The organism is Sporosarcina sp. SAFN-015, assembly GCF_051966875.1.
Classification (GTDB): domain Bacteria; phylum Bacillota; class Bacilli; order Bacillales_A; family Planococcaceae; genus Sporosarcina.
In genome coordinates this window covers 131,339-152,113 of the sequence record NZ_JBQCKP010000004.1, presented here as the reverse complement: position 1 = coordinate 152,113, position 20,775 = coordinate 131,339, and the positions used below count along the sequence as shown (strand labels likewise).

General features: G+C 45.8%; 20 protein-coding genes. All 20 read left to right on the top strand.

Features of this window, described 5'->3' with window-relative positions:
- The first annotated feature begins 3 nt into the window (after positions 1–3).
- Complete coding sequence (locus tag ACTHPA_RS08895; protein WP_440499820.1) at positions 4–996, top strand: branched-chain amino acid ABC transporter permease; 993 nt, start codon at positions 4–6, stop codon at positions 994–996.
- Positions 993–2,048 (top strand): 3-oxoacyl-ACP synthase, encoded by a 1,056-nt coding sequence (locus ACTHPA_RS08890; protein ID WP_440499819.1) that lies wholly within the window; start codon positions 993–995, stop codon positions 2,046–2,048. Before ACTHPA_RS08895 ends, ACTHPA_RS08890 begins: the two co-directional genes overlap by 4 nt.
- Positions 2,020–2,919, top strand: a complete 900-nt coding sequence (gene phaZ / locus ACTHPA_RS08885; RefSeq protein WP_440499818.1) for an intracellular short-chain-length polyhydroxyalkanoate depolymerase — start codon at positions 2,020–2,022, stop codon at positions 2,917–2,919. The genes ACTHPA_RS08890 and phaZ overlap by 29 nt, the downstream gene beginning before the upstream one ends.
- Before the next feature lie 12 nt (positions 2,920–2,931).
- On the top strand, positions 2,932–3,672 hold the full coding sequence (fabG, locus tag ACTHPA_RS08880; RefSeq protein ID WP_440499817.1) for a 3-oxoacyl-ACP reductase FabG: 741 nt from the start codon (positions 2,932–2,934) through the stop codon (positions 3,670–3,672).
- An 18-nt stretch (positions 3,673–3,690) separates the two neighbouring features.
- A complete protein-coding gene (locus ACTHPA_RS08875) occupies positions 3,691–5,172 on the top strand; it encodes an AMP-binding protein (RefSeq protein WP_440499815.1) in 1,482 nt (493 codons plus the stop codon).
- 135 nt (positions 5,173–5,307) lie between these two features.
- On the top strand, positions 5,308–5,679 hold the full coding sequence (gene flaG, locus ACTHPA_RS08870; protein ID WP_440499814.1) for a flagellar protein FlaG: 372 nt from the start codon (positions 5,308–5,310) through the stop codon (positions 5,677–5,679).
- 15 nt (positions 5,680–5,694) lie between these two features.
- On the top strand, positions 5,695–7,200 hold the full coding sequence (locus tag ACTHPA_RS08865) for a flagellar hook-associated protein 2 (RefSeq protein WP_440499813.1): 1,506 nt from the start codon (positions 5,695–5,697) through the stop codon (positions 7,198–7,200).
- Between the two features lie 67 nt (positions 7,201–7,267).
- The gene (fliS, locus tag ACTHPA_RS08860; protein ID WP_440499811.1) at positions 7,268–7,669 is read left to right on the top strand and encodes a flagellar export chaperone FliS; all 402 of its coding nucleotides are present in this window, start codon (positions 7,268–7,270) and stop codon (positions 7,667–7,669) included.
- On the top strand, positions 7,609–8,019 hold the full coding sequence (locus ACTHPA_RS08855; RefSeq protein ID WP_440499810.1) for a hypothetical protein: 411 nt from the start codon (positions 7,609–7,611) through the stop codon (positions 8,017–8,019). Before fliS ends, ACTHPA_RS08855 begins: the two co-directional genes overlap by 61 nt.
- 395 nt (positions 8,020–8,414) lie before the next feature.
- Positions 8,415–9,896 carry a methyl-accepting chemotaxis protein gene (locus tag ACTHPA_RS08850; protein WP_440499809.1) on the top strand — a complete coding sequence of 494 codons (1,482 nt, stop codon included), beginning with the start codon at positions 8,415–8,417 and terminating at the stop codon, positions 9,894–9,896.
- A gap of 57 nt (positions 9,897–9,953) precedes the next feature.
- Entirely contained in the window at positions 9,954–10,337 is a 384-nt protein-coding gene (locus ACTHPA_RS08845) for a PilZ domain-containing protein (protein WP_440499807.1), read from the top strand.
- A 125-nt stretch (positions 10,338–10,462) separates the two neighbouring features.
- On the top strand, positions 10,463–11,026 hold the full coding sequence (hpf, locus tag ACTHPA_RS08840; protein ID WP_440499806.1) for a ribosome hibernation-promoting factor, HPF/YfiA family: 564 nt from the start codon (positions 10,463–10,465) through the stop codon (positions 11,024–11,026).
- A gap of 313 nt (positions 11,027–11,339) precedes the next feature.
- The gene (gene secA / locus ACTHPA_RS08835; RefSeq protein WP_440499805.1) at positions 11,340–13,844 is read left to right on the top strand and encodes a preprotein translocase subunit SecA; all 2,505 of its coding nucleotides are present in this window, start codon (positions 11,340–11,342) and stop codon (positions 13,842–13,844) included.
- Between the two features lie 273 nt (positions 13,845–14,117).
- A protein-coding gene (gene prfB, locus ACTHPA_RS08830; protein ID WP_440500093.1) for a peptide chain release factor 2 occupies positions 14,118–15,219 on the top strand; the annotation gives its coding sequence in 2 pieces (ribosomal slippage) (positions 14,118–14,189 and positions 14,191–15,219; 1,101 coding nt in all).
- A 430-nt stretch (positions 15,220–15,649) separates the two neighbouring features.
- Positions 15,650–15,973, top strand: coding sequence for a cytochrome c551 (cccB, locus tag ACTHPA_RS08825; protein WP_440499803.1), 324 nt, complete (start codon positions 15,650–15,652; stop codon positions 15,971–15,973).
- 340 nt (positions 15,974–16,313) lie between these two features.
- Positions 16,314–17,000, top strand: coding sequence for a cell division ATP-binding protein FtsE (gene ftsE / locus ACTHPA_RS08820; protein WP_440499802.1), 687 nt, complete (start codon positions 16,314–16,316; stop codon positions 16,998–17,000).
- Positions 16,990–17,874, top strand: a complete 885-nt coding sequence (gene ftsX / locus ACTHPA_RS08815) for a permease-like cell division protein FtsX (RefSeq protein WP_440499801.1) — start codon at positions 16,990–16,992, stop codon at positions 17,872–17,874. The genes ftsE and ftsX overlap by 11 nt, the downstream gene beginning before the upstream one ends.
- Before the next feature lie 99 nt (positions 17,875–17,973).
- Entirely contained in the window at positions 17,974–19,260 is a 1,287-nt protein-coding gene (locus ACTHPA_RS08810; protein WP_440499800.1) for a murein hydrolase activator EnvC family protein, read from the top strand.
- Between the two features lie 190 nt (positions 19,261–19,450).
- Entirely contained in the window at positions 19,451–20,101 is a 651-nt protein-coding gene (locus ACTHPA_RS08805; protein WP_440499799.1) for a hypothetical protein, read from the top strand.
- A gap of 4 nt (positions 20,102–20,105) precedes the next feature.
- Positions 20,106–20,705, top strand: coding sequence for a peroxiredoxin family protein (locus tag ACTHPA_RS08800; protein WP_440499798.1), 600 nt, complete (start codon positions 20,106–20,108; stop codon positions 20,703–20,705).
- The last annotated feature ends 70 nt before the right edge of the window (positions 20,706–20,775 follow it).

The following is a 20,775-nucleotide window of genomic DNA, read 5'->3' as shown; positions in this document are numbered from 1 at the left end:
GGCATGAAAAACAAATTCCAATGGAACAACCTGTTTCTTGCAATCATTGTCATTGTACTCGCCGTTTTCCCGCTCGTTTCGGATTCCAGGACATGGACGATTCTGTTGACGCAGATATTCATCTTTTCGATTTTGGCGATGAGCTATGATATTTTGCTCGGCTATACGGGCATCGTCTCATTCGGGCATGCGATGTTCTTCGGGATGGGAGCGTATACGACCGCAGTCATGCTGAAAAGGATGGAGCCAACGATCGGTGTCTTTATCCTGTCGATCGTTTGTGGGATGCTGCTTGCGGCATTGATCAGTTTCTTTATCGGACTCATGACGCTGCGGCTGAAAAGCCATTTCTTCGCGATGCTCACGTTAGCCGTTTCCGGACTGTTTTTAGTGCTCGCGGAAAAATGGCGTACAGTAACTCAGGGAAATGACGGATTTACGTTCAAGGCACCTGAGTTTTTCAAGGACAGGATGATGTTTTATTTCGCTACGCTCATCTGTCTTGTGCTCGTCTATTTGCTGTTGCGGAGATTCGTCAATTCGCCGTTCGGGCGTGTCCTCGTCGCGGTAAGGGAGAATGAACAGCGGACAAAGTCGCTCGGATTTAACACATTGCATTATAAAGTTATCGCGTCCGTTGTGGCTGGAGTTATCGCAAGCTTGGCGGGCTCGCTATATGCAGTCTCTCTGCGATTCGTCAACACTAGCGTACTGACAATGGATATTACGCTCGACGCGTTGCTCATGACGATCATCGGCGGCGTCGGAACGTTGATCGGCCCGATTGTTGGTGCAGGTGTCATCGAATTGGCCCAACATTATTTATCGGGCCTCGCGAAGGAGTATCCGATTTTTGAAAGATGGATCATTTTCTTCGGAATCGTCTATATCCTGGCGGTCATCTTCTTCCCACGAGGCATTGTCGGGACGATACGCGAGAAGTTCTGGAAGCGTAAAACGAAGACTCGTCCGCTCGGGAAGGAGGAAGTCTCATGACGTCTGTCGGTATTGTTAGTACGGGCACGTATATTCCGTCAACAAAAATGACTGCGGAGGAAATTGCGGAACAATCGGGATTGCCGGTGGACGTCGTGAAGACGAAGATGGGCATAACGGAAAAACCGATTCCTGGGGAGCACGATCATACTGTCGCAATGGGCGTATGGGCAGCCCGAGAAGCGCTCCGGAAAGGGCAAGTCGACCCGAAGGAAATTGACGTCATCATTTATATCGGGGAAGAGCATAAGGAATACCCGTTATGGACAGCTGCCATTAAAATGCAGGAGGAGCTTGGTGCCTATCATGCATGGGCTTTCGACGTCGCGCTCCGCTGCGGAACGGCGATCATGGCGATGAAAGTGGCGAAAAGCCTTATGCTATCAGATCCGGAAATTAAGACGGTCCTTCTCGCGGGAGGGTATCGAAACGGCGATTTCATCGATTATGGAAATGAAAGGACCCGTTTCATGTTTAACTTGGCCGCGGGTGGTGCCGCGATGATTTTACGGCGCGATCATCCTGAAAATATCGTCATGGAAGCGGAACTCATAACGGACGGATCCTTCTCGGAGGATGTCGTCGTTCCTGTCGGTGGGACGAAGAAGCCGCTCACGTCAGAAGATCTGGACAACGGCCTTTACCGTCTGGATGTGCTTGACCCGATCGGAATGAAAGCGCGGCTTGAACAGAAGTCGATGGAAAACTTCTTGAAGGTCATCCGCAGTTCATTGGAAAAAAGCAGACTTACCGAGAAGGACATTGATTATCTCGCAATCTTGCATATGAAGAGGTCGGCGCATGATTACGTCCTGCGCGAGCTCGGTCTTCAGGAAGAGCAATCAGTTTATTTACATGAATACGGTCATATTGGGCAAATGGACCAAATTTTGTCTTTAGAGCTTGCTCAAACGGAAAATAAATTGAATGATGGAGATATCGCTGTACTCGTCAGCGCAGGTATCGGTTACGCGTGGGGAGCGATTACGGTGAAATGGGGAAAAAGCGAGGGGGAAAAGGAAAATGGCACTTCAAAAAGTGGGACTGAATAAAGTGACCTTGGCGAACAATGAACAAATTGCGTATCGGGAAAGAGAAGGCGGCGAGCAAGTCGTCATTCTCGTCCACGGCAATATGACGTCGTCGAAGCATTGGGACATCCTCATTGACGCGATGGATCCGAAGCATAAGATTTACGCGCCGGATAACCGCGGGTTTGGGGAATCCACGTACAACGAAAGAGTGACAGGCATCTGCGATTTTTCGGAAGATCTTCATGGATTCATTGAAGCGTTGGGCCTGAAAGATTTTCATTTAGTAGGCTGGTCGACGGGCGGCGCGATCTGCATGCAATACGTGGCGGATCATCCGGGCAAATGTGAAAAGCTTGTCTTGCTCGCATCCGCTTCCACGCGGGGCTATCCGTTTTTCGGGACAAAGGAGGATGGCAGTCCGAATCTCGAACATCGTCTCCAAACGATCGATGATGTCGAGCAGGACGCTGGCAAAACAATACCGATGCAAGGATTGTACGATACGGAAAACCGGGAAGGGCTGAAAGCAGTCTGGAACGCATTGATCTACACGCATAATCAGCCGGATGCAGCGAAATACGATGAATATATTGATGATATGCTGACGCAGCGGAATTTGGCGGATGTGTATCACTCATTGAACACATTCAATATTAGCCCGCACCATAACGGCTTGAATGAGGGCAGCAACCAGGCGAAGGATATCGACATCCCTGTGCTCGTCTTGCGAGGGGACCGGGACTACGTCGTCAATGCGCAAATGACGGAAGAAATTATGGAAGACCTCGGCGACAATGCGACGTTCGTTTCGCTTGAAGATATGGGGCATTCGCCGTTAGTCGATAATGTAGACAAACTAACGAAAACAATCGAATCGTTTTTGGAGTAAGGAGAGGACAGCATGAGACTATCGGGGAAAGTGGCGATCATTACTGGAGGAGCGAACGGAATCGGCCTTGCTGCGTGCGAGCGTTTTGCGGAAGAAGGGGCTTCTGTCATTATGGCGGATTTTGACGACAATGCAGGAAAAGAGCAGGAATCGGTTTTACAGGAAAAAGGACATGACGTTACATTCGTACAAGTCGATGTCGTCAACCGTGAAAGCGTCGCAAGCCTCGTAGAGCAGACGCTTGCGCAACACGGGCAAATCGATGTGTTAATTAATAATGCGGGCATAACGAAAGACGCGACACTTTTAAAAATGGATCCTGCTGATTTCCAACGAGTTTTGGACGTGAACTTGACTGGCGTTTTCAATTGTACGCAAGCAGTCGCGCCTCATATGATTTCAGCCGGAAGAGGAAAAATCATCAATACATCTTCTGTCAGCGGCGTGTATGGGAATTTCGGTCAAACGAATTATGCGGCGACAAAGGCGGCGGTCGTCGGGATGACGAAGACGTGGGCGAAGGAATTAGGGCGTAAAGGGATTAACGTGAATGCGGTAGCACCTGGTTTCACGGCGACAGCTATGGTTGAAAAAATGCCGGAGAAAATCATAAAACAGATGGAATCGGTCGTTTCATTGCAACGGCTCGGAAAGCCTGAAGACATCGCGAATGCGTATCTTTTCTTAGCGAGCGGAGAATCGGACTATGTCCACGGACACGTTTTACATGTTGATGGCGGCATAACGATGTAATAGAAGGAGGGGTTCCGCGTGTTCCATGAGCATGGCTGGATATTGAAAAGGGCCGCACTCTCCGCGGAACGGCCCGCATTGATTGACGTCCATTCGGAGACGTGCTGGACTTACGCGGATTTAAAAGATCGAATCCTTCGATGGGTATCCTTTTTCCGAGAGCAAGGATACGAAAAAGGGGAGCGCATTGCTGTCTATTCGCCGAACAACCCGGAGCTCTTCGCCGTCCTGTTCGCTTGTGGACTGCAAGGATTACTATACGTCCCGCTTAATTGGCGGTTAAGCCAACCTGAATTGCAAGCGCTGCTCGATGACTGCAATCCGGTTTTGCTTCTTTTCCACGATGATTTCGAAGATCGTATGGATGGATTGTCAGCGAAGAATTCCATTTCGCTTTCCGTTATCGAGACGGTTCGTGAAACGGTAAGCTGGCAACCGTCCGATCTTCATGATCGATCCGACACGTGGATGATCATTTATACGGGCGGCACGACTGGGTTGCCGAAAGGGGTCATGCTTTCCAATGATGCGGTCAATTGGAATTCGCTCAATACGATTGCAAGCTGGGGATTGTCAAGCCGTGATACGACGATCAGTTATATGCCGCTTTTTCATACGGGCGGGCTTAACGCATTGAGCATCCCATTGCTTATGGCGGGCGGAACAGTCGTAGTCGGGCATAAGTTTGAACCGACGGAAGCACTTATCGCAACGGATAAATATGAAGCGACGATCTCATTGTTTGTGCCGACGATGTATCAATTGATGATTGGAACATCCTATTTCAGGCAATCTTCATTTCCATCGATGAACGTCTTCCTGTCCGGGGGAGCGCCTTGTCCGCAGACGGTTTACCATTCCTTCCGTGCAAAAGGGCTGCGATTCAAGGAAGGGTATGGTTTGACGGAGGCGGGACCGAATAATTTCTTCATCGACCCCGAATTGGCGGAGAGGAAGATTGGGTCTGTCGGGAAAAGCATGCTGTTCAATGAAATACAAGTGGTGGACGATCAAGGGAATCGTTGCCGGACCGGCGAGATCGGTGAATTGCTGCTGAAAGGTCCGCATGTCTTTTCCGGCTATTGGAATAAACCACGTGAAACAATACAAGTCATGAAGGACGGATGGCTTTGTACGGGTGATCTTGCGAAAATTGACGATGACGGAGATGCGTTTATCGTCGGTAGAAAAAAAGATATGATCATTACAGGCGGAGAAAATGTGTATCCGCAAGAAGTCGAACAGTGCCTCGTCACGTATGAAGGCATTCGAGAAGCCGCTGTCGTCGGTTTTGCCGATGCCGTGTGGGGAGAAACGGTCGTCGCATTTGTTGCGATTGACGCGGAATATAGTTTCGATGAGGTTTCGCTAGTAACACATTGCAAAGCTTCGCTGGCTTCCTATAAAGTTCCGAAAAAGTTCATCGTGCTGCCCGAGCTGCCGAAAACGCACGTCGGGAAAATTGACAGTGGGAGCTTGTGTAAAATGCTCATGAAATAATAGGTGTCTCTTAAGCCGCTTTTGGCTTGGAGACACTTTTTTATTCCAATCATTTTTCCAGTTTGGCTCAACTTTTCTCGACGAAGGCCGATAGAAAGAGTAATGGGATTTTCAAAAACAGGGAGGGTTTGGAGTATGGTCGGACGAATTGGGGGAGCGAACAGCACACAGCAAATGAGCGTAAAAGTGGAAAGTGCAGCACCGGATAGGGGAATCGCGGTAGCGGAAGTGCAAGCCGTCTCCGTACAAAACGAACAGCAAAAAGGGGAAGAACGTCAACTGCCCGTTGAAAAAGCGCAGCAGATGACCGATAGTATGAATAAGTTCCTCGAAAGCGTAAACACGCAATTACGATTCAAATTGCATAATGAACTAAAGGAATACTACGTGACAATCGTCGACTCGAAAACAGACGAAGTGGTCCGAGAGATTCCTTCGAAAAAACTGATGGATATTTACGCAGCCATGAAGGAGTTTGTCGGATTGCTCATCGACCGGAAAATTTGAGGAGGTACTTAACACATGCGAATTAGTGGATTAGCGACAGGAATGGATACGGAACAGATTATCAAAGATATGATGACAGCGAATCGTATCCCTTTGGATAAGATTACTCAGAAGAAGCAGTACTTGGAATGGCAGTTGGATGATTATCGCAGCATTAATAGAGATCTATTCTCTCGATATAACAATCTGTTTGACACAATTATGAAGGAAAGCACGTTTAATGTGAAGAAGATGAACAACTCGAATGAGGCCGCGGTTAGCATTCGTGCTTTGAACGCGACAGGTGAGTTCTCGGGAACAATTGAAGTTAATAGTTTGGCTACACAGGCGACTTTGCATGGAGACTCGTTTTTCGATCAAGGAAAACTGAAAATTGGTGGGAATGAAGTAACATCTGAGGAATTTTCAAAGGCTAAGTTTAGTGAACTTGGATTAGGTACTGGAACAATATCAATCAAAGCACCTAATCAGCAGGAAGCGGTTAACATTGTAGTCACTGCAGACTCAACGATAAATTCAGTACTTAAAGAGATAAATGAAAAGACGGGTGTAAATGCATTTTTCGATTCAGGTAAAGGTGTTATTGCGATGTCTGCTAAGAATACTGGAGCAGGGAAAATAGAAATTTCCGGCGATGCAGGACTGTTAAAATTGCCTACTGATCTCGCATCAGCAAATAATCGAGGAGGGACAGACGCAAGTTTCAAATTCAATGGTCTAGAAACAACCCGTCCTTCTAACACATTCACCATCAACGGGTTCGAAATCAACCTGAAGGAACCGACAACAACTGCTGTAACATTCAGCTCCGCACCTGACACTGACAAAGTGGTCGAGTCAGTCGTGAAATTTGTGGATGACTACAATAAGCTGATTGAGGACTTGAATGCTAAAATACGCGAGCCGAAATACCGTAATTTCCAACCACTATCTGACGAGCAGAAAAAAGAGATGAAAGAGAAAGAAATCGAGCTATGGGAAGAAAAAGCGAAGAGCGGTACGCTACGTAACGATCCATCTATTTCAAGTATGCTTACAAGTTTACGCTCCATCATGAATAGTTCGGTCCATGTTGGTCCGGGAGAGAATGATAAGATGAGCTTGCGTGATCTCGGGATTTCTACGACCATGAACTATAAGGATAATGGCAAGCTCGTTATTGATGAGAAGAAGTTGCGTGAGGCGATTTCCGCAGATCCTAATAAAGTATACCAATTGTTCAATAAAAAACCGACCGATGACAAAGATCCAAAAGACGGCGGAATTGCAGTGCAGTACCGTAAAGTGATCGGTGATACGCGTAAAATCATTGAGAAGAAGGCTGGTACGAGTGATGCGGTGAATGATACATTCGTATTGGGCCGTACCCTCAAAAGCATGAACCAACAAATCGAACGTTTCGAAGATCGCTTGAAAATGACAGAAAATCGTCTTTGGAAACAATTTACCGCAATGGAAAAAGCCATTCAACGTGCGAATGCTCAGTCAGCGAGTATGATGAACATGTTTGGCGGCCAGTAAGAATAGCAAGTAAAAGGGAACGTTCTCTATGAAGAAAGAAAGCCCCTTAAAAGGAGATATGCAATCAATGGCAATTAACAATCCATATGCAACGTATCAGAATAACTCTGTGAACACATCGACACCTGGTGAACTGACACTCATGCTCTATAATGGGTGCTTGAAATTTATTCAACAGGCAAAGAAGGCAATGGATCAAGGGAATATCGAAGAAAAGAATACGGCGACTCAAAAGGCACAGGCAATCGTGTCCGAGCTGATGGTGACATTGGACATGTCCGTTCCGGTTTCTGAAAATATGATGGTGCTCTATGATTTCGTCAATAATCGTTTGATTGAAGGAAATATTAAAAATGACATCACACTTTACGATGAAGCTGCAGACATTATTACGGAGTTTCGCGATACGTGGAAGCAAGTGATCCAAATCAATCGCACGAAGCAGTACGCGAATACGGACGAAATATGATTCGGCCGGCAATGATCCGGTGGCAAGAGGTTGCCCGGCAGCTTCTGTCAGCTACAAGCCGCACAGAGGAAGAACATCGGGATGCCGTCATCAACGAAATTAACCAGCTACTCGATGAAAGGGATGCGTTGCAGGCGGATATCATCGCTCCTTTCTCGCCAGAAGAAGAGGTATTGGGCAAGGAGCTCGTCGCACTCGAAAAAGAAGTCTCCGCAGCGCTTGCATCTTATACAAAAAGAATACGTATCGACATTACTGCGGCTCAATCCAAGAAAGAACATGTCAAAAGTTATGTGAATCCATACGGAAAAGTTGCCCGTGATGGCACATTTTATGATACGAAACAATAATAAGCGGACGAAGGAATATGTAGTATTTTCCTTCGTCTTTTTTTGTCCGCAGAATGTATCGTAAGGACTGTTATTAGGCGGTTATGATACTGTTTCAAGCGAATTAGTTTGTTTATCAAGCGGTCTGGCTGCCATTTCAGGCGGTTCCATCTAGCTTTCAGGCGAACATGGCGCCATTTCAGGCGATTCGCTCTGGTTATCAGGCGGTTCCATCCAGCTTTCAGGCGAACATCGCGCCATTTCACGCGATACTCTCTAGCTTTCAGGCGGTCCCGACATTTTCAACCGTTCCTCAGATTACTTCAGCACTATTTTTCATATGGAACAAATTTACTATTCATGATACATTGAAAATAGAGACAAGGGATTAACGAAACCGACAAGGGGGAATGGAAATGATAACTGAAAACGTGGATAAATTAATGCAAGAGCAATTTGCGAAGAAAAATTTCATATTGTTCATTACACTCGGCGCATCAAGCTTAATTGGAGCTATTTATTATTTTTTAACCGGGCAAGATGCGTTGAAGACGATCAGCATGACAATTCCAATGGCGATGTCGGTCATTTTCTTCCTTTTATCGCGGAAAATAATCATTATTGAAAAGTTGTTTCCATGGGCGATCATCGGGATTACCTCGCTTGCCGCCATTTTCAATGGAATCGTCGGGGATCCGTCCATTGCGACTGCCGGCATTGCCTTTTTCATTGCGGGAATCGCTAGCGTCCATGCTTCGATGCGGATCATGTCGTACGGCTTCGGTCTATCCATCGTTGTTATGATCATATTTTTGACGAACTATCCGTACCAGGAACAGATCGCGTCAAGCAAAGGAAGCATGATGCTCCCGCTTATCCTCATGGCAGTCGGACTGCTTATCCAAATTAGGCAGACAAAAAAACTGGAGTTGCGAGTGAATCAATACACGTTTGAACAGGCGGAACTTGCGAAAGAAGAGGAACGGAAACACCGCAGTTTAAACGCAAACGTCGAGCAAGTGGCGGATGATCTAACGTCAATCGGAAATACGGCAGAACGCCATCTTGCTTCTCAAAAAGAATTGTTGGACATTATGAATGCGATTGCGGCAGGTGTGGAGCAGGAAGCTGAACAGATTGGCAAGATTGCAGAAAATGCGAGTCGGACACAGAACGATGTCATCGATATGCAGAATGAGACGCAATCGATGGTTGAGGAAGCCGCAAAACTAAGATCGGAATCCGATGAAGTCGTGGTCCTGATGCGCAATGTGCAAGCCGGCATGGATGAGGTTGAACAGTTGTTGAATGATTTGAATGGCTCATTCGGCGCGCTCACCCAAAACATTGAACGGACAAATGCACTCGCAAAATCGATTGCGACGATTACGGAGCAGACGAATTTACTCGCTTTGAATGCGTCCATTGAAGCTGCGCGTGCAGGAGATCACGGAAAAGGGTTTGCGGTTGTTGCGGAAGAAATCCGGAAACTCGCCAATATGACAGCCGAGACGCTGACGGAAATCAATGGCAACTTAAATGACGTCAATACGATGAACGGCCGCTCCCGCGAGAATTTAACAGCGAGCACCGGCAAATTGAAATCGCAAGGGACGATGACTGTCCAGGCGGAAAAGAAAATTGAGCGGATGCATCAAACGTTGGATGGGCTGCATAGGAAGTTTGAAATGTTTGATTCCAAAATGAAAATCATTTCGGAAGAGACGTCCGATATCGGTGAAATGACTGGCACGTTCGCGGATCTGCTTATGCAATCAAGCGCTTCTCTGGAAGAAGTAAATGCAACGGTGCATGCGACAGTCGCGGATAACGAGCAGATTGTTAAGACTTTGGACGGAACGATGAGACGAACGAGGGAGATGGCTGAAGTTAGATAATACTCCCCAGATTTGGTATACTGAATATAGGGAATAGATAAGGAATAGGGTGATGAAATGCTGTATAAACGACATGAGTATTTCAGGCATTCATTTGGGACTCCCCTGAATGCAACTTTTCGGATCGTCATTGGAGAAAGTGCGAATGAGTCCAATCCGGGAGACTGTTTGTTGCTCGATATCAGTCCGGGTGGAACGAAAATCGCCACCGATTTCGATTTACCTACAGAGAATGGGCCACTTACTGTGCGGCTCCACTTCACCCTTTTCGAAACGCCGATCGATGTGGAAGGAAAGATTGCATGGAAAAAGCAATCCGCCGGCGGTTTCCAGTACGGTATAGACTTTGTTGAAGATCCTTCCATGGAGAAGTTGATCGTCGATGATCTGAAGCTGCGCAGGCGGACGGAAATCGGGACAACGGACAGGAAGAAGAGCTAAAAAACTCCAACGTGATGATTCCGTCACATTTCGACAAGATTTTAATTTTTCTTCGAATGAAAAGAAGGAAATTAAAATATAGATGTAGAAGTATACATTAACGGTTAATTAAAGGAGGAGTTCATATGCTAGACTTTAACATCCGAGGGGAAAACCTTGAGGTAACTCCGGCAATTCGTGAGTACGTCGAGAAGAAAGTACTGAAGCTCGAAAGATACTTCACAGAGGGCGCGAACGCAACAGCCCACGTAAACCTGAAAGTGTATAACGACAGACAGACTAAAGTAGAAATAACTATTCCGATGAAGAATTTGACTCTCCGAGCTGAGGAGCGCCATGACGATATGTACGCAGCAATCGACTTGATCGTCGACAAGCTCGAGCGTCAAATCCGGAAATATAAAACAAGAGTGAACCGCAAATTCCGCGAACGCGAAGGTGTCGCAGCCTTCCTGCAATCCGTCGAGAGAGAAAAGAACGGCAATGAAGACGTTGCGGCCGATGAAGTTGAATTCCAAGTTGTCCGCACGAAGCAATTCGATTTGAAGCCGATGGATCAAGAGGAAGCAATCTTACAAATGAACATGCTTGGCCACAGCTTCTTCATCTTCACTGATGCAGAATCTGACGGCACAAACATCGTCTATAAACGGAAAGACGGTAAATACGGATTGATTGAAACGAATTAATCGTCTACGAATCGCCCCCGGAGAAATCCGGGGGTTTTATTATGAGCGGGAAAATAATGTATGCACCTTTTGTGCCGTTTTTGCGTCTTAATAATTATTTATGAGTGTCTAAGCGTAATTATGCTCGCTTCTTTTGATTTATGAATAATGAACAGCGTTTTTGCGCTTTTCGAAGCTTTTCTCCGTTTTAAAGTTGCGAGCTGTTTTAGAAAAACGATTTTTCAAAAAATCTGTACTAATCTACCCAGACTATTTGCACCGTGCTTTTCAGAGTGTTAAAATGAAGGGTGAACTTAATGAGGATGTGACGTAAATGCTTGGCGTATTGAATAAAATGTTTGATCCGAATAAAAGAGATTTAAAACGTCTTGAAAAGATTGCAGATAGAGTCGAAGAGCATGCGGCCGAAATGGAGCGGCTTTCCGACGAACAACTGAGAGCGAAAACGGCGGAATTCCAAGAGCGCGTTGCGAACGGCGAGTCGATTGATGACATCCAGCCGGAAGCATTCGCGGTCGTTCGTGAAGCTTCACGCCGTGTGCTTGGCATGTATCCATTCCGTGTCCAAATCATGGGTGCAGCTGCGTTGAACGAAGGGAATATCGCGGAGATGAAGACCGGGGAAGGGAAGACGTTAACGTCGACGCTCTCGGTTTATTTGAATGCGCTTGAAGGAAAAGGCGTCCATGTCGTAACGGTGAACGAATACCTCGCTAGCCGTGATGCGACGGAAATGGGCGAGCTATTCGAATTCCTCGGCATGACAGTCGGCTTAAACTTGAATAGCTTGTCGAAAGAGGAAAAGCGCGAAGCGTATGCAGCGGACATTACGTATACGACGAACAATGAGCTTGGATTCGACTACTTGCGTGATAATATGGTCCTGTATGATGAGCATAAAGTGCAACGGCCGCTTCATTATGCGGTCATTGACGAAGTTGACTCCATTTTGATTGATGAGGCGCGTACGCCGTTGATCATTTCCGGTCAAGCGTCGAAGTCGGCGGAGCTATACCGTTTGGCGAACCGTTTCGTCATTACGTTGAAAAAGGAAGAAGATTATTCTTATGATGAGTCGACGAAAGGTGTCGTTTTGACGGAATCGGGTATCGAGAAAGCGGAGAAGGCTTTCGGCATCGAGAACCTATTCGACTTGAAGCATGTTACGTTGAACCATGCGATCAACCAATCATTGAAGGCGCATGCGAGCATGCATATCGACGTCGATTACGTCGTTCAAGAAGGCGAGGTCGTCATCGTCGATTCGTTCACGGGACGTTTAATGAGTGGTCGCCGTTACAGCGATGGCTTGCATCAGGCGATTGAGGCAAAAGAAGGCCTTGAAGTCCAAAATGAAACGATGACACTTGCAACAATTACGTTCCAAAACTTCTTCCGTATGTATGATAAGCTATCCGGTATGACCGGTACAGCGAAAACGGAAGAGGAAGAGTTCCGTAATATTTACAATATGAACGTCATTGCGATCCCGACAAATCGTCCGATTGCGAGGGATGACCGTCCAGATTTGATTTACGCGTCAATGGACGGGAAGTATAAAGCGGTTGCCGAAGACATTAAGGAACGCCATAAAAAAGGGCAGCCTGTTCTTGTCGGTACAGTGGCGATTGAAACGTCTGAAATCATCTCGAACTTCTTGAAGAAATATGGCATTCCACATAATGTATTGAATGCGAAAAACCATGGCCATGAAGCTGATATCATTTTAGAAGCAGGTCAAAAAGGTGCCGTCACGATTGCGACGAACATGGCGGGCCGTGGTACGGACATCAAGCTTGGTGAAGGTGTGCAAGATCTTGGTGGACTTGCGGTCATTGGTACGGAGCGACATGAATCACGTCGTATCGACAATCAGTTGCGTGGACGTTCCGGACGTCAAGGAGATCCGGGTGTGACACAGTTCTACTTGTCTCTTGAAGATGAATTGATGCGCCGTTTCGGTTCCGAGCAAATGAAAGGCATGATGACGAAGCTTGGCATGGACGATACAACGCCGATCCAATCGAAAATGGTATCGCGTTCCGTGGAGTCTGCGCAAAAACGCGTCGAGGGGAATAACTTTGATTCCCGGAAACGTTTGCTGCAATATGACGATGTGCTCCGTCAACAGCGTGAAATCATCTATAAGGAACGTAATGAAGTGCTTGCGTCCGAGAATATCCGTGAAGTACTTGAAGGCATGTTGACGAATGTCATCGATCGTGCCGTTGAGATGCATGCACCTGATGAGAAGGAAACGGAATGGAAATTGAAAGGTCTTGAAGATTTCCTCGGTGCGAACCTTCTTCCTGAAGGCCGGTTGACGGCGAAGGACATGGAAGGAAAATCAGAAGAAGAATTGAAATCAATGATTCACGATGCGGTCATTGAACGATATAATGAGAAGGAAGCTGAAATGTCTGAGGATCGGATGCGCGAATTTGAAAAGGTCGTCCTTCTGCGGGCGATCGATTCGAAATGGACCGATCATATTGACGCGATGGATCAATTGCGTCACGGTATCCATTTACGTGCATATGGCCAAACGGATCCGCTTCGTGCGTATCAATCCGAAGGCTTTGCCATGTTTGAGGAAATGGTGACGTCCATCGAAAACGATGCCGCGAAATATGTCATGAAGGCTGAAATTCGCAACAACCTCGAGCGCGAGGAAGTAGCGAAAGGGCAAGCCGTCAACCCGAAAGAAGACGGCGAAAAAGTGACGAAAAAACCAGTGCGCCGCGCTGTCAACATCGGCCGGAACGATCCGTGCCCTTGCGGAAGCGGCAAAAAGTACAAAAACTGCCACGGCAAATAATTGCTGTCAGGCACAAATTGCACCAACTTGACTTCCCATCAGCGAGCGCGGTTATCTACGCTTACTGATGGAAGTTTCATTTATGTCACTTCAATTTTTGAAGTAACTTGGATTGTAGTGAAAGGCGGCGACTCCTGCGGGAAAAGCGTGTCCAGGTGAGACCCCGCAGTCGCTTGCGACGAGGAGGCTCACGGACCGCCCGCGGAAAGCGTCCGCCTGTAGCGGAAATCCTGTTGAACACACATTTTTTTATTTTCAGGAGGAACAACTATGATGGAATTATCCGATGTACGGAACGAGCTTGACAAAACAGCTAAGAAATTAGCGGACTTCAGGGGGTCTCTTTGACTTAGAAAACAAAGAGGCACGTATGCAGGAATTAGACGAAGTAATGCTGGAGCCAGGCTTCTGGGATAACCAGGACAGCGCGCAAAAAGTCATTTCGGAATCAAATGCACTGAAAGCGTCAGTCGGCTCATTCCATGAATTGAGTGACACGCAGGAAAACTTGGAAATGACGCTTGAATTGCTTCGTGAAGAAGCTGACGAAGAGCTTCAAGAAGAATTAGTCTCCGAGCTGAAAGAGTTCAAGAAAAAAATGGAAGACTTCGACTTGCAAATGCTATTAAGCGACGAGTTCGACAGCAGCAATGCCATCCTTGAAATCCATTCTGGTGCAGGTGGAACGGAGTCCCAAGACTGGGCTTCCATGTTGCTCCGTATGTATCAAAGATGGGCTGAAGACCAAGGCTATAAAGTAGAGACGCTTGACTATCAAGCAGGTGACGAAGCCGGCGTGAAGTCTGTGACACTTTCCATTAAAGGCCATAATGCATACGGCTATTTGAAAGCGGAAAAAGGCGTTCACCGTCTTGTACGTATCTCGCCATTCGATTCATCAGGCCGTCGACACACATCCTTCTCATCTGTAGAAGTGATGCCTGAATTTGACGGGGACATCGATATTGAAATCCGTACAGAAGATTTAAAAATCGATACGTACCGTTCAAGCGGCGCAGGCGGCCAGCACGTCAATACGACGGATTCCGCAGTCCGGATCACGCATATTCCAACGGGCGCGATCGTGACATGTCAAACCGAACGTTCACAGATCAAAAACCGTGAGCGTGCGATGAACCTCTTGAAAGCGAAGCTCTACCAAATTAAAGTCGAAGAGGAAGAAGCGCGTTTAGCTGAAATCCGAGGCGAGCAAAAAGAAATCGGATGGGGAAGCCAAATCCGTTCATACGTGTTCCACCCGTATTCCATGGTGAAGGATCATCGTACAAACGAAGAGACAGGAAACGTAGGCGCAGTTATGGACGGGGAAATCGATATGTTCATTAACGCATATTTACGTTCGAAAATTTCATAAAACAATCAAAAAAGTGCACTTTTGTGCGCTTTTTTGTTTTATCCACATGCCGAGAATAAGAAATCGATCAGTTTCGGATGGATATCGTTCATTTTCACAAATGTATCGATCATTATCCGAAAGTTATCGGTCAATTCCCAAGAGTTATCGGTCAATTTCACAAAGATATCGTCATTTCGTGACTTAACACCTACGTCCAGAAAAGCTCGTTCTATGTCTCCCTCTGAAGTATGAAAAATATCTAAAGGGTTTGAAATACCGTTTTCCGTCTATAGTAATAGATAAAGGTGAATGGGAAAACCGTTAGGAGAAAAACTTACCAATTTGTCATCAATTTGATAAAAATGGGTACCTACCCTCACGGTGTATAATCCCGTTCCTTTGGTATACTAAGCATGTAGGATAATTTTTTACGACGGGAGGAAACAACATGAAGAACAAGCTACTAGCAACGTTGTTTGGTGCAGCGCTTGTACTTGGCGCATGTGGCGGCGGTAATAACAATAATAATGCCGGTGAAGGTGATACGGCGAGCGTTGACGCGGACAAAGTTTTCCAATCGAACTGTGCGACTTGTCATGGCGGCAATCTTGAAGGACGTGGAAATGCTCCGGCATTGGCGAACATCGGATCCGAGCTTTCCGAGAGTGAAATTCACGATATTATTCAAAACGGTAGAGGCGGTATGCCAGGTGGATTGATCCAAGGCGAAGAATTGGATGCAGTTACAAAATGGCTTGCTGAAAAGAAATAATTTATTTTTGAAAAACGCAATGGGTGAATTGACCTGTTGCGTTTTTTGTATGAAAATGAAAATAAGTGGAAATTAAATGCCGAAACTATTGCACAAATATTACATAGAAGCACTTTCCCTGTCGAAAAACCATACTAAAAATCAAATAAAAACATTTTATTTTCGTACTGAAAAAGGGAAGGTCACGCTTTTCGTGACGATTTGACATTAGGAATAATAAAGCTGTTGAATTGTGTCATCTCAAATGAAACATATCTGTAATACTTAGCAAGCCTTATCATGTTATAATAAATTTGTCGGCAAAAAATGAGGAATACAATATGATTCAGGTGGTTTTTACATGATTGTAATGAAAGATGTTTATAAGAAATACCCGAACGGGGTTGTTGCGGCAAATGGCATCAACGTCGAAATCGGTCGAGGCGAGTTTGTTTATGTCGTTGGACCTAGCGGTGCGGGGAAATCGACGTTCATTAAAATGATGTATCGCGAGGAATCCCCGACAAAAGGCGACATTATCATTAACGGCATCAATCTTGCGACATTGAGAAATAAAAGAGTCCCTTATTTAAGAAGGCAGATTGGCGTCGTATTCCAAGACTTTAAACTACTTCCTAAATTGAATGTTTACGAGAATGTCGCGTTTGCGCTTGAAGTGATCGAGGAATCACCGAAGCAAATCCGAAAAAAAGTGAATGATGTGTTAGCGTTAGTCGGATTGACACAAAAGGCGAGAATGTTCCCGAATGAGTTGTCGGGAGGCGAGCAGCAACGGGTTTCCATTGCCCGCTCCATCGTCAATGTCCCTAAGGTCGTCATCGCGGACGAGCCGACGGGGAACCTGGATCCAGATACATCTTGGGAAATTATGAAGATATTTGAACAGATCAATGCGCGCGGCACGACAGTCGTCATGGCCACGCATAATAAAGAGATCGTAAATACAATCAGACATCGTGTCATCGTCGTCGATGGCGGCATGATTACGAGAGATGAATATGAAGGGGTATACGGTTATGAAAGCTAGGACGATGGGGCGGCATCTCAGAGAAAGCCTTAAAAGCCTCGGCCGGAACAGCTGGATGACGTTCGCCTCTGTCAGTGCAGTAACAGTTACACTTCTGCTCGTCGGGGTGTTCATCGTCATCATGATGAACTTGAACCAATTGGCGGACAATCTAGAGAACGATGTGGAAATCAAAGTCATCACAGAGCCGGCGGCAGATGCTGAGGCGATTAAAATACTAGAAAAGCAAGTACGGGATACACCCGGTGTAAGCGAAGTTATCCATGCAACGAAGGACGAAGAACTGGATAAGATGATAAGTTCTTTCGGGGATGAATTGAATCTGTACAAGCAAAGCAATCCGTTAGGGGACGCTTTCTATGTAAAAGCGGCGGATCCTCATAAGACGGCCGAAGTCGCCATGAAGATCGATACGTATGACAATACGTACCAAGTCGTCTATGGCGAAGGGAAGATCGAGAAATTGTTCAATGTGCTCAATATGAGCAGAAACATTGGAATGGTGCTTATCTTAGCCCTATTATTCACTGCTATGTTCTTAATTTCAAATACGATTCGTCTCACAATTGTTGCGAGAGGACGAGAAATCGAGATTATGAAACTAGTAGGCGCCACGAATAGCTTTGTCCGCATTCCATTCGTATTGGAAGGGGTTTGGCTAGGTGTTCTTGGGTCGATCATTCCGATGGCCGTCATTTCTGTTTCGTATTATGAGCTTTATTCACAATGGCAGCCAAGATTACAGAACGAATTATTCCAATTATTAAGTGCTACACCTTTCATTCTCCAAGTGAATGCACTTCTTCTATTCATGGGTGTATTTATCGGAGTATGGGGCAGTTTCATGTCTGTCCGCAAATTTCTTAGAGTCTAATAAGCTGTCATGCAAAAGAGGGAGCGCTGTAGTCCCTGGCCACGGCTCGATTATGAACGAATCAACCTGCAGCACTAGCTTAAAGGGGGAAATAAGAAGTTGAACAAGCGTAGATGGATTATGGTGATGTTTGCCGTAGTCTTGCTGATGACCACAATCGTAGGTGAATCAGGAGCTTTGGCGAGCACATTGAACGATTTGAAGAAGGAACAAAAGCAAAACCAGCAAAAGAAACAGAACTTGAAATCAAGCATTAACAACAAAGACAATGCCATTAAAACGACTGAAACTGAAATTGAAAAGTTTTTGAAACAAATTAGTAAGTTGAATAAAGAAATTGAAGAAACGAACGCGAACATTAACCGTGTCATCGATAAGATCAACAAAACGACTGAAGAGATCGAAGAGTTGAAAGCATCTATCGTAGATCTGGAAAACAAGATTGCCGAACGTGACGTTGTCCTTCGGGAACGCGTACGTGCCATGCAAGTGAAGGGCAACGATGTCAACTACATAGACGTCTTGCTTGGGGCGAACAGCTTCGCTGATTTCATCGACCGTTTTTCAGCTGTGACAACGCTGATGGATGCGGACCGTGATATTATGCGGAGACAGCAAGAAGATATCGAGCAGCTGGAAAAAGAAAAAGCGCTCGTTGAAAAGAAACTGAAAGAGCTGGAAGAAGACAAAGCGAAGCTTGATAAGCTGAAAGCGAACCTGAAATCTAGAAAACAAGAGAAAAATAAAGTAATTGACCAATTGGAAGCGGAGCAGGAAAGGCTTTCAAGGGAAAAGGAACAGTTGGAAGAAGAGCTTCACGAAGCGATTGAAATCGATGCACAACTAGAGAAGAAAGTAATCGCCGAACAGAAACGGATAGCAGAAATTGCCCGTAAAGAAGCGGAACGTAAACGGAAAGAAAGAGAAGCGGCTGCAGCAGCTAAACCAGGCTCGTTGCCGCATGTTTCAAACGGCTTCTGGACAAAACCAGCGAATGGTCGATATTCATCTTCATTTGGTTGGCGTGTCCATCCGATTTATAATACGAAGCGTCAACACCGTGGCGCAGACATTGCCGCACCGATTGGGACGCCAGTCGTAGCAGCTGGTGATGGTGTCGTTTCCTATGCCGGCCAAATGGGCGGTTACGGGAATGTCATTATGATTACGCATTCTACGAACGGCAGCATTTTCACGACCGTTTACGCGCATTTATCGAAAATCAGTGTCAGCAGCGGACAAGTTGTCGACAAAGGCACCTATATCGGGGCTACCGGCAATACGGGAGCATCAACGGGTCCTCACTTGCATTTCGAAATGCATATAGGAAGTTGGACAGCATCCGGTCCTAGCGCTGTGAATCCTTTGAGATACGTATCATTTTAACTAAAAATGAAGTCTAGGAACTGCACCTCAATTCGGAGGTGCAGTTTTTTCTGTTGCAAACATTTTTATATTTGACGGAAGTTCACAAAGTCTTTCCATTTGTCTTAGATACTTGAGGCATTATGCTCGCATAGTCATTATATTTGCATTAGCATATACCCATACACGTATTAAAGGGGAGTATACTTGGATGACAGTCACTAAACTGTTTTACATCGTCAATCTAACGGTTCCATCGACGTGGATTGCTCTCATCATCGCATTCCTTCTTTCATATATTGCTATCCGGCTGAAATTTGGGAAACAGATTGCAAATCGTTTCGGCGACGCCATTTTTTATCTTATTATCATATGGAAACTGTCGGTGATCATTACAGATTTCAAAATCGTCATTCAGGCCCCACTCTCGATTGTTTACTTCAATGGAGGGATTGTCGGATTTATCCTCGGATTGGCATACGTGGCATTCCGGACATGGCTTGATTGGAAAAAGGGTCGAGTTGATAAGGATGTGCTCGCTGCATTATTTATTGGTGCCGTATCCGTCCAAGCAATATTCCAAGTGATGATGGTGCTCTTGAATGAAGGGAGCTTGCTCGCACGAGTCGGGACGGCAGTCGTGTTTCTTGGCTATCTGTTTTTCGTATGGAAAAACGTGGAGGTTAGCAGAAGCCATATTGTATATCTTTCGTTGCTCTTCATGGCGGCTCATGTATTTGTCGCAGTGATACAGCCGAAAGGTTTGATGAATCCGCCACTGCTTGTGACATTTTTGCTCGGTCTATTTTTTATAGTGATATTTGTGGATAAACGTACATCTGAACTAACGAACGGGGGATAACAGGATGAATAAGAAAGTGATCGGTTACATAATCGCAGCATTGCTCATCGGATCGATGGTCGTCATTATGATCAACCAAAATGTGAAAAAAGCGGATCCGATTGATTCGACGAGTGCACTCATCGAAACGAAGGAAGGATCCGAAGATGAATCTGCAGCTGGAGAGGTGGGGCTGGACTTCGGCAATCTCCCTCCCGATTTCGAATTGACGACATTAGACGGTGAGCAGCTCACATTATCCGATCTGAAAGGGAAAAAAGTCGTCCTGAATTTCTGGGCGACATGGTGTCCGCCGTGTAAGGCGGAAATGCCGCATATGCAAAATTACTACCGAAATTCCGCGGAAGAAGATAATGTAGAAATCGTTGCAGTCAATTTGACGGACAGTGAAAACCGTGGTGTGAAAGTCGTCCAGGAATTCATTGATTCATACGGCTTGACGTTTAAAATTCCGTTGGATGAAAAAGGAGAAGTCGGGCAAGCATATCAAGTATTTCAAATTCCGACGACTTATATGCTGAACACTGACGGCACAATTTCCCAAATCGTTAAAGGACCAATGGATGAAGCTACGCTAAAAACTCTTATAGACGATCTGGATTAAGGAAAGCCGGATTTCTGTTGTCGTAACATACTCATTTCGTTCATATAGTGGACGGAGGAGGGATGTTATC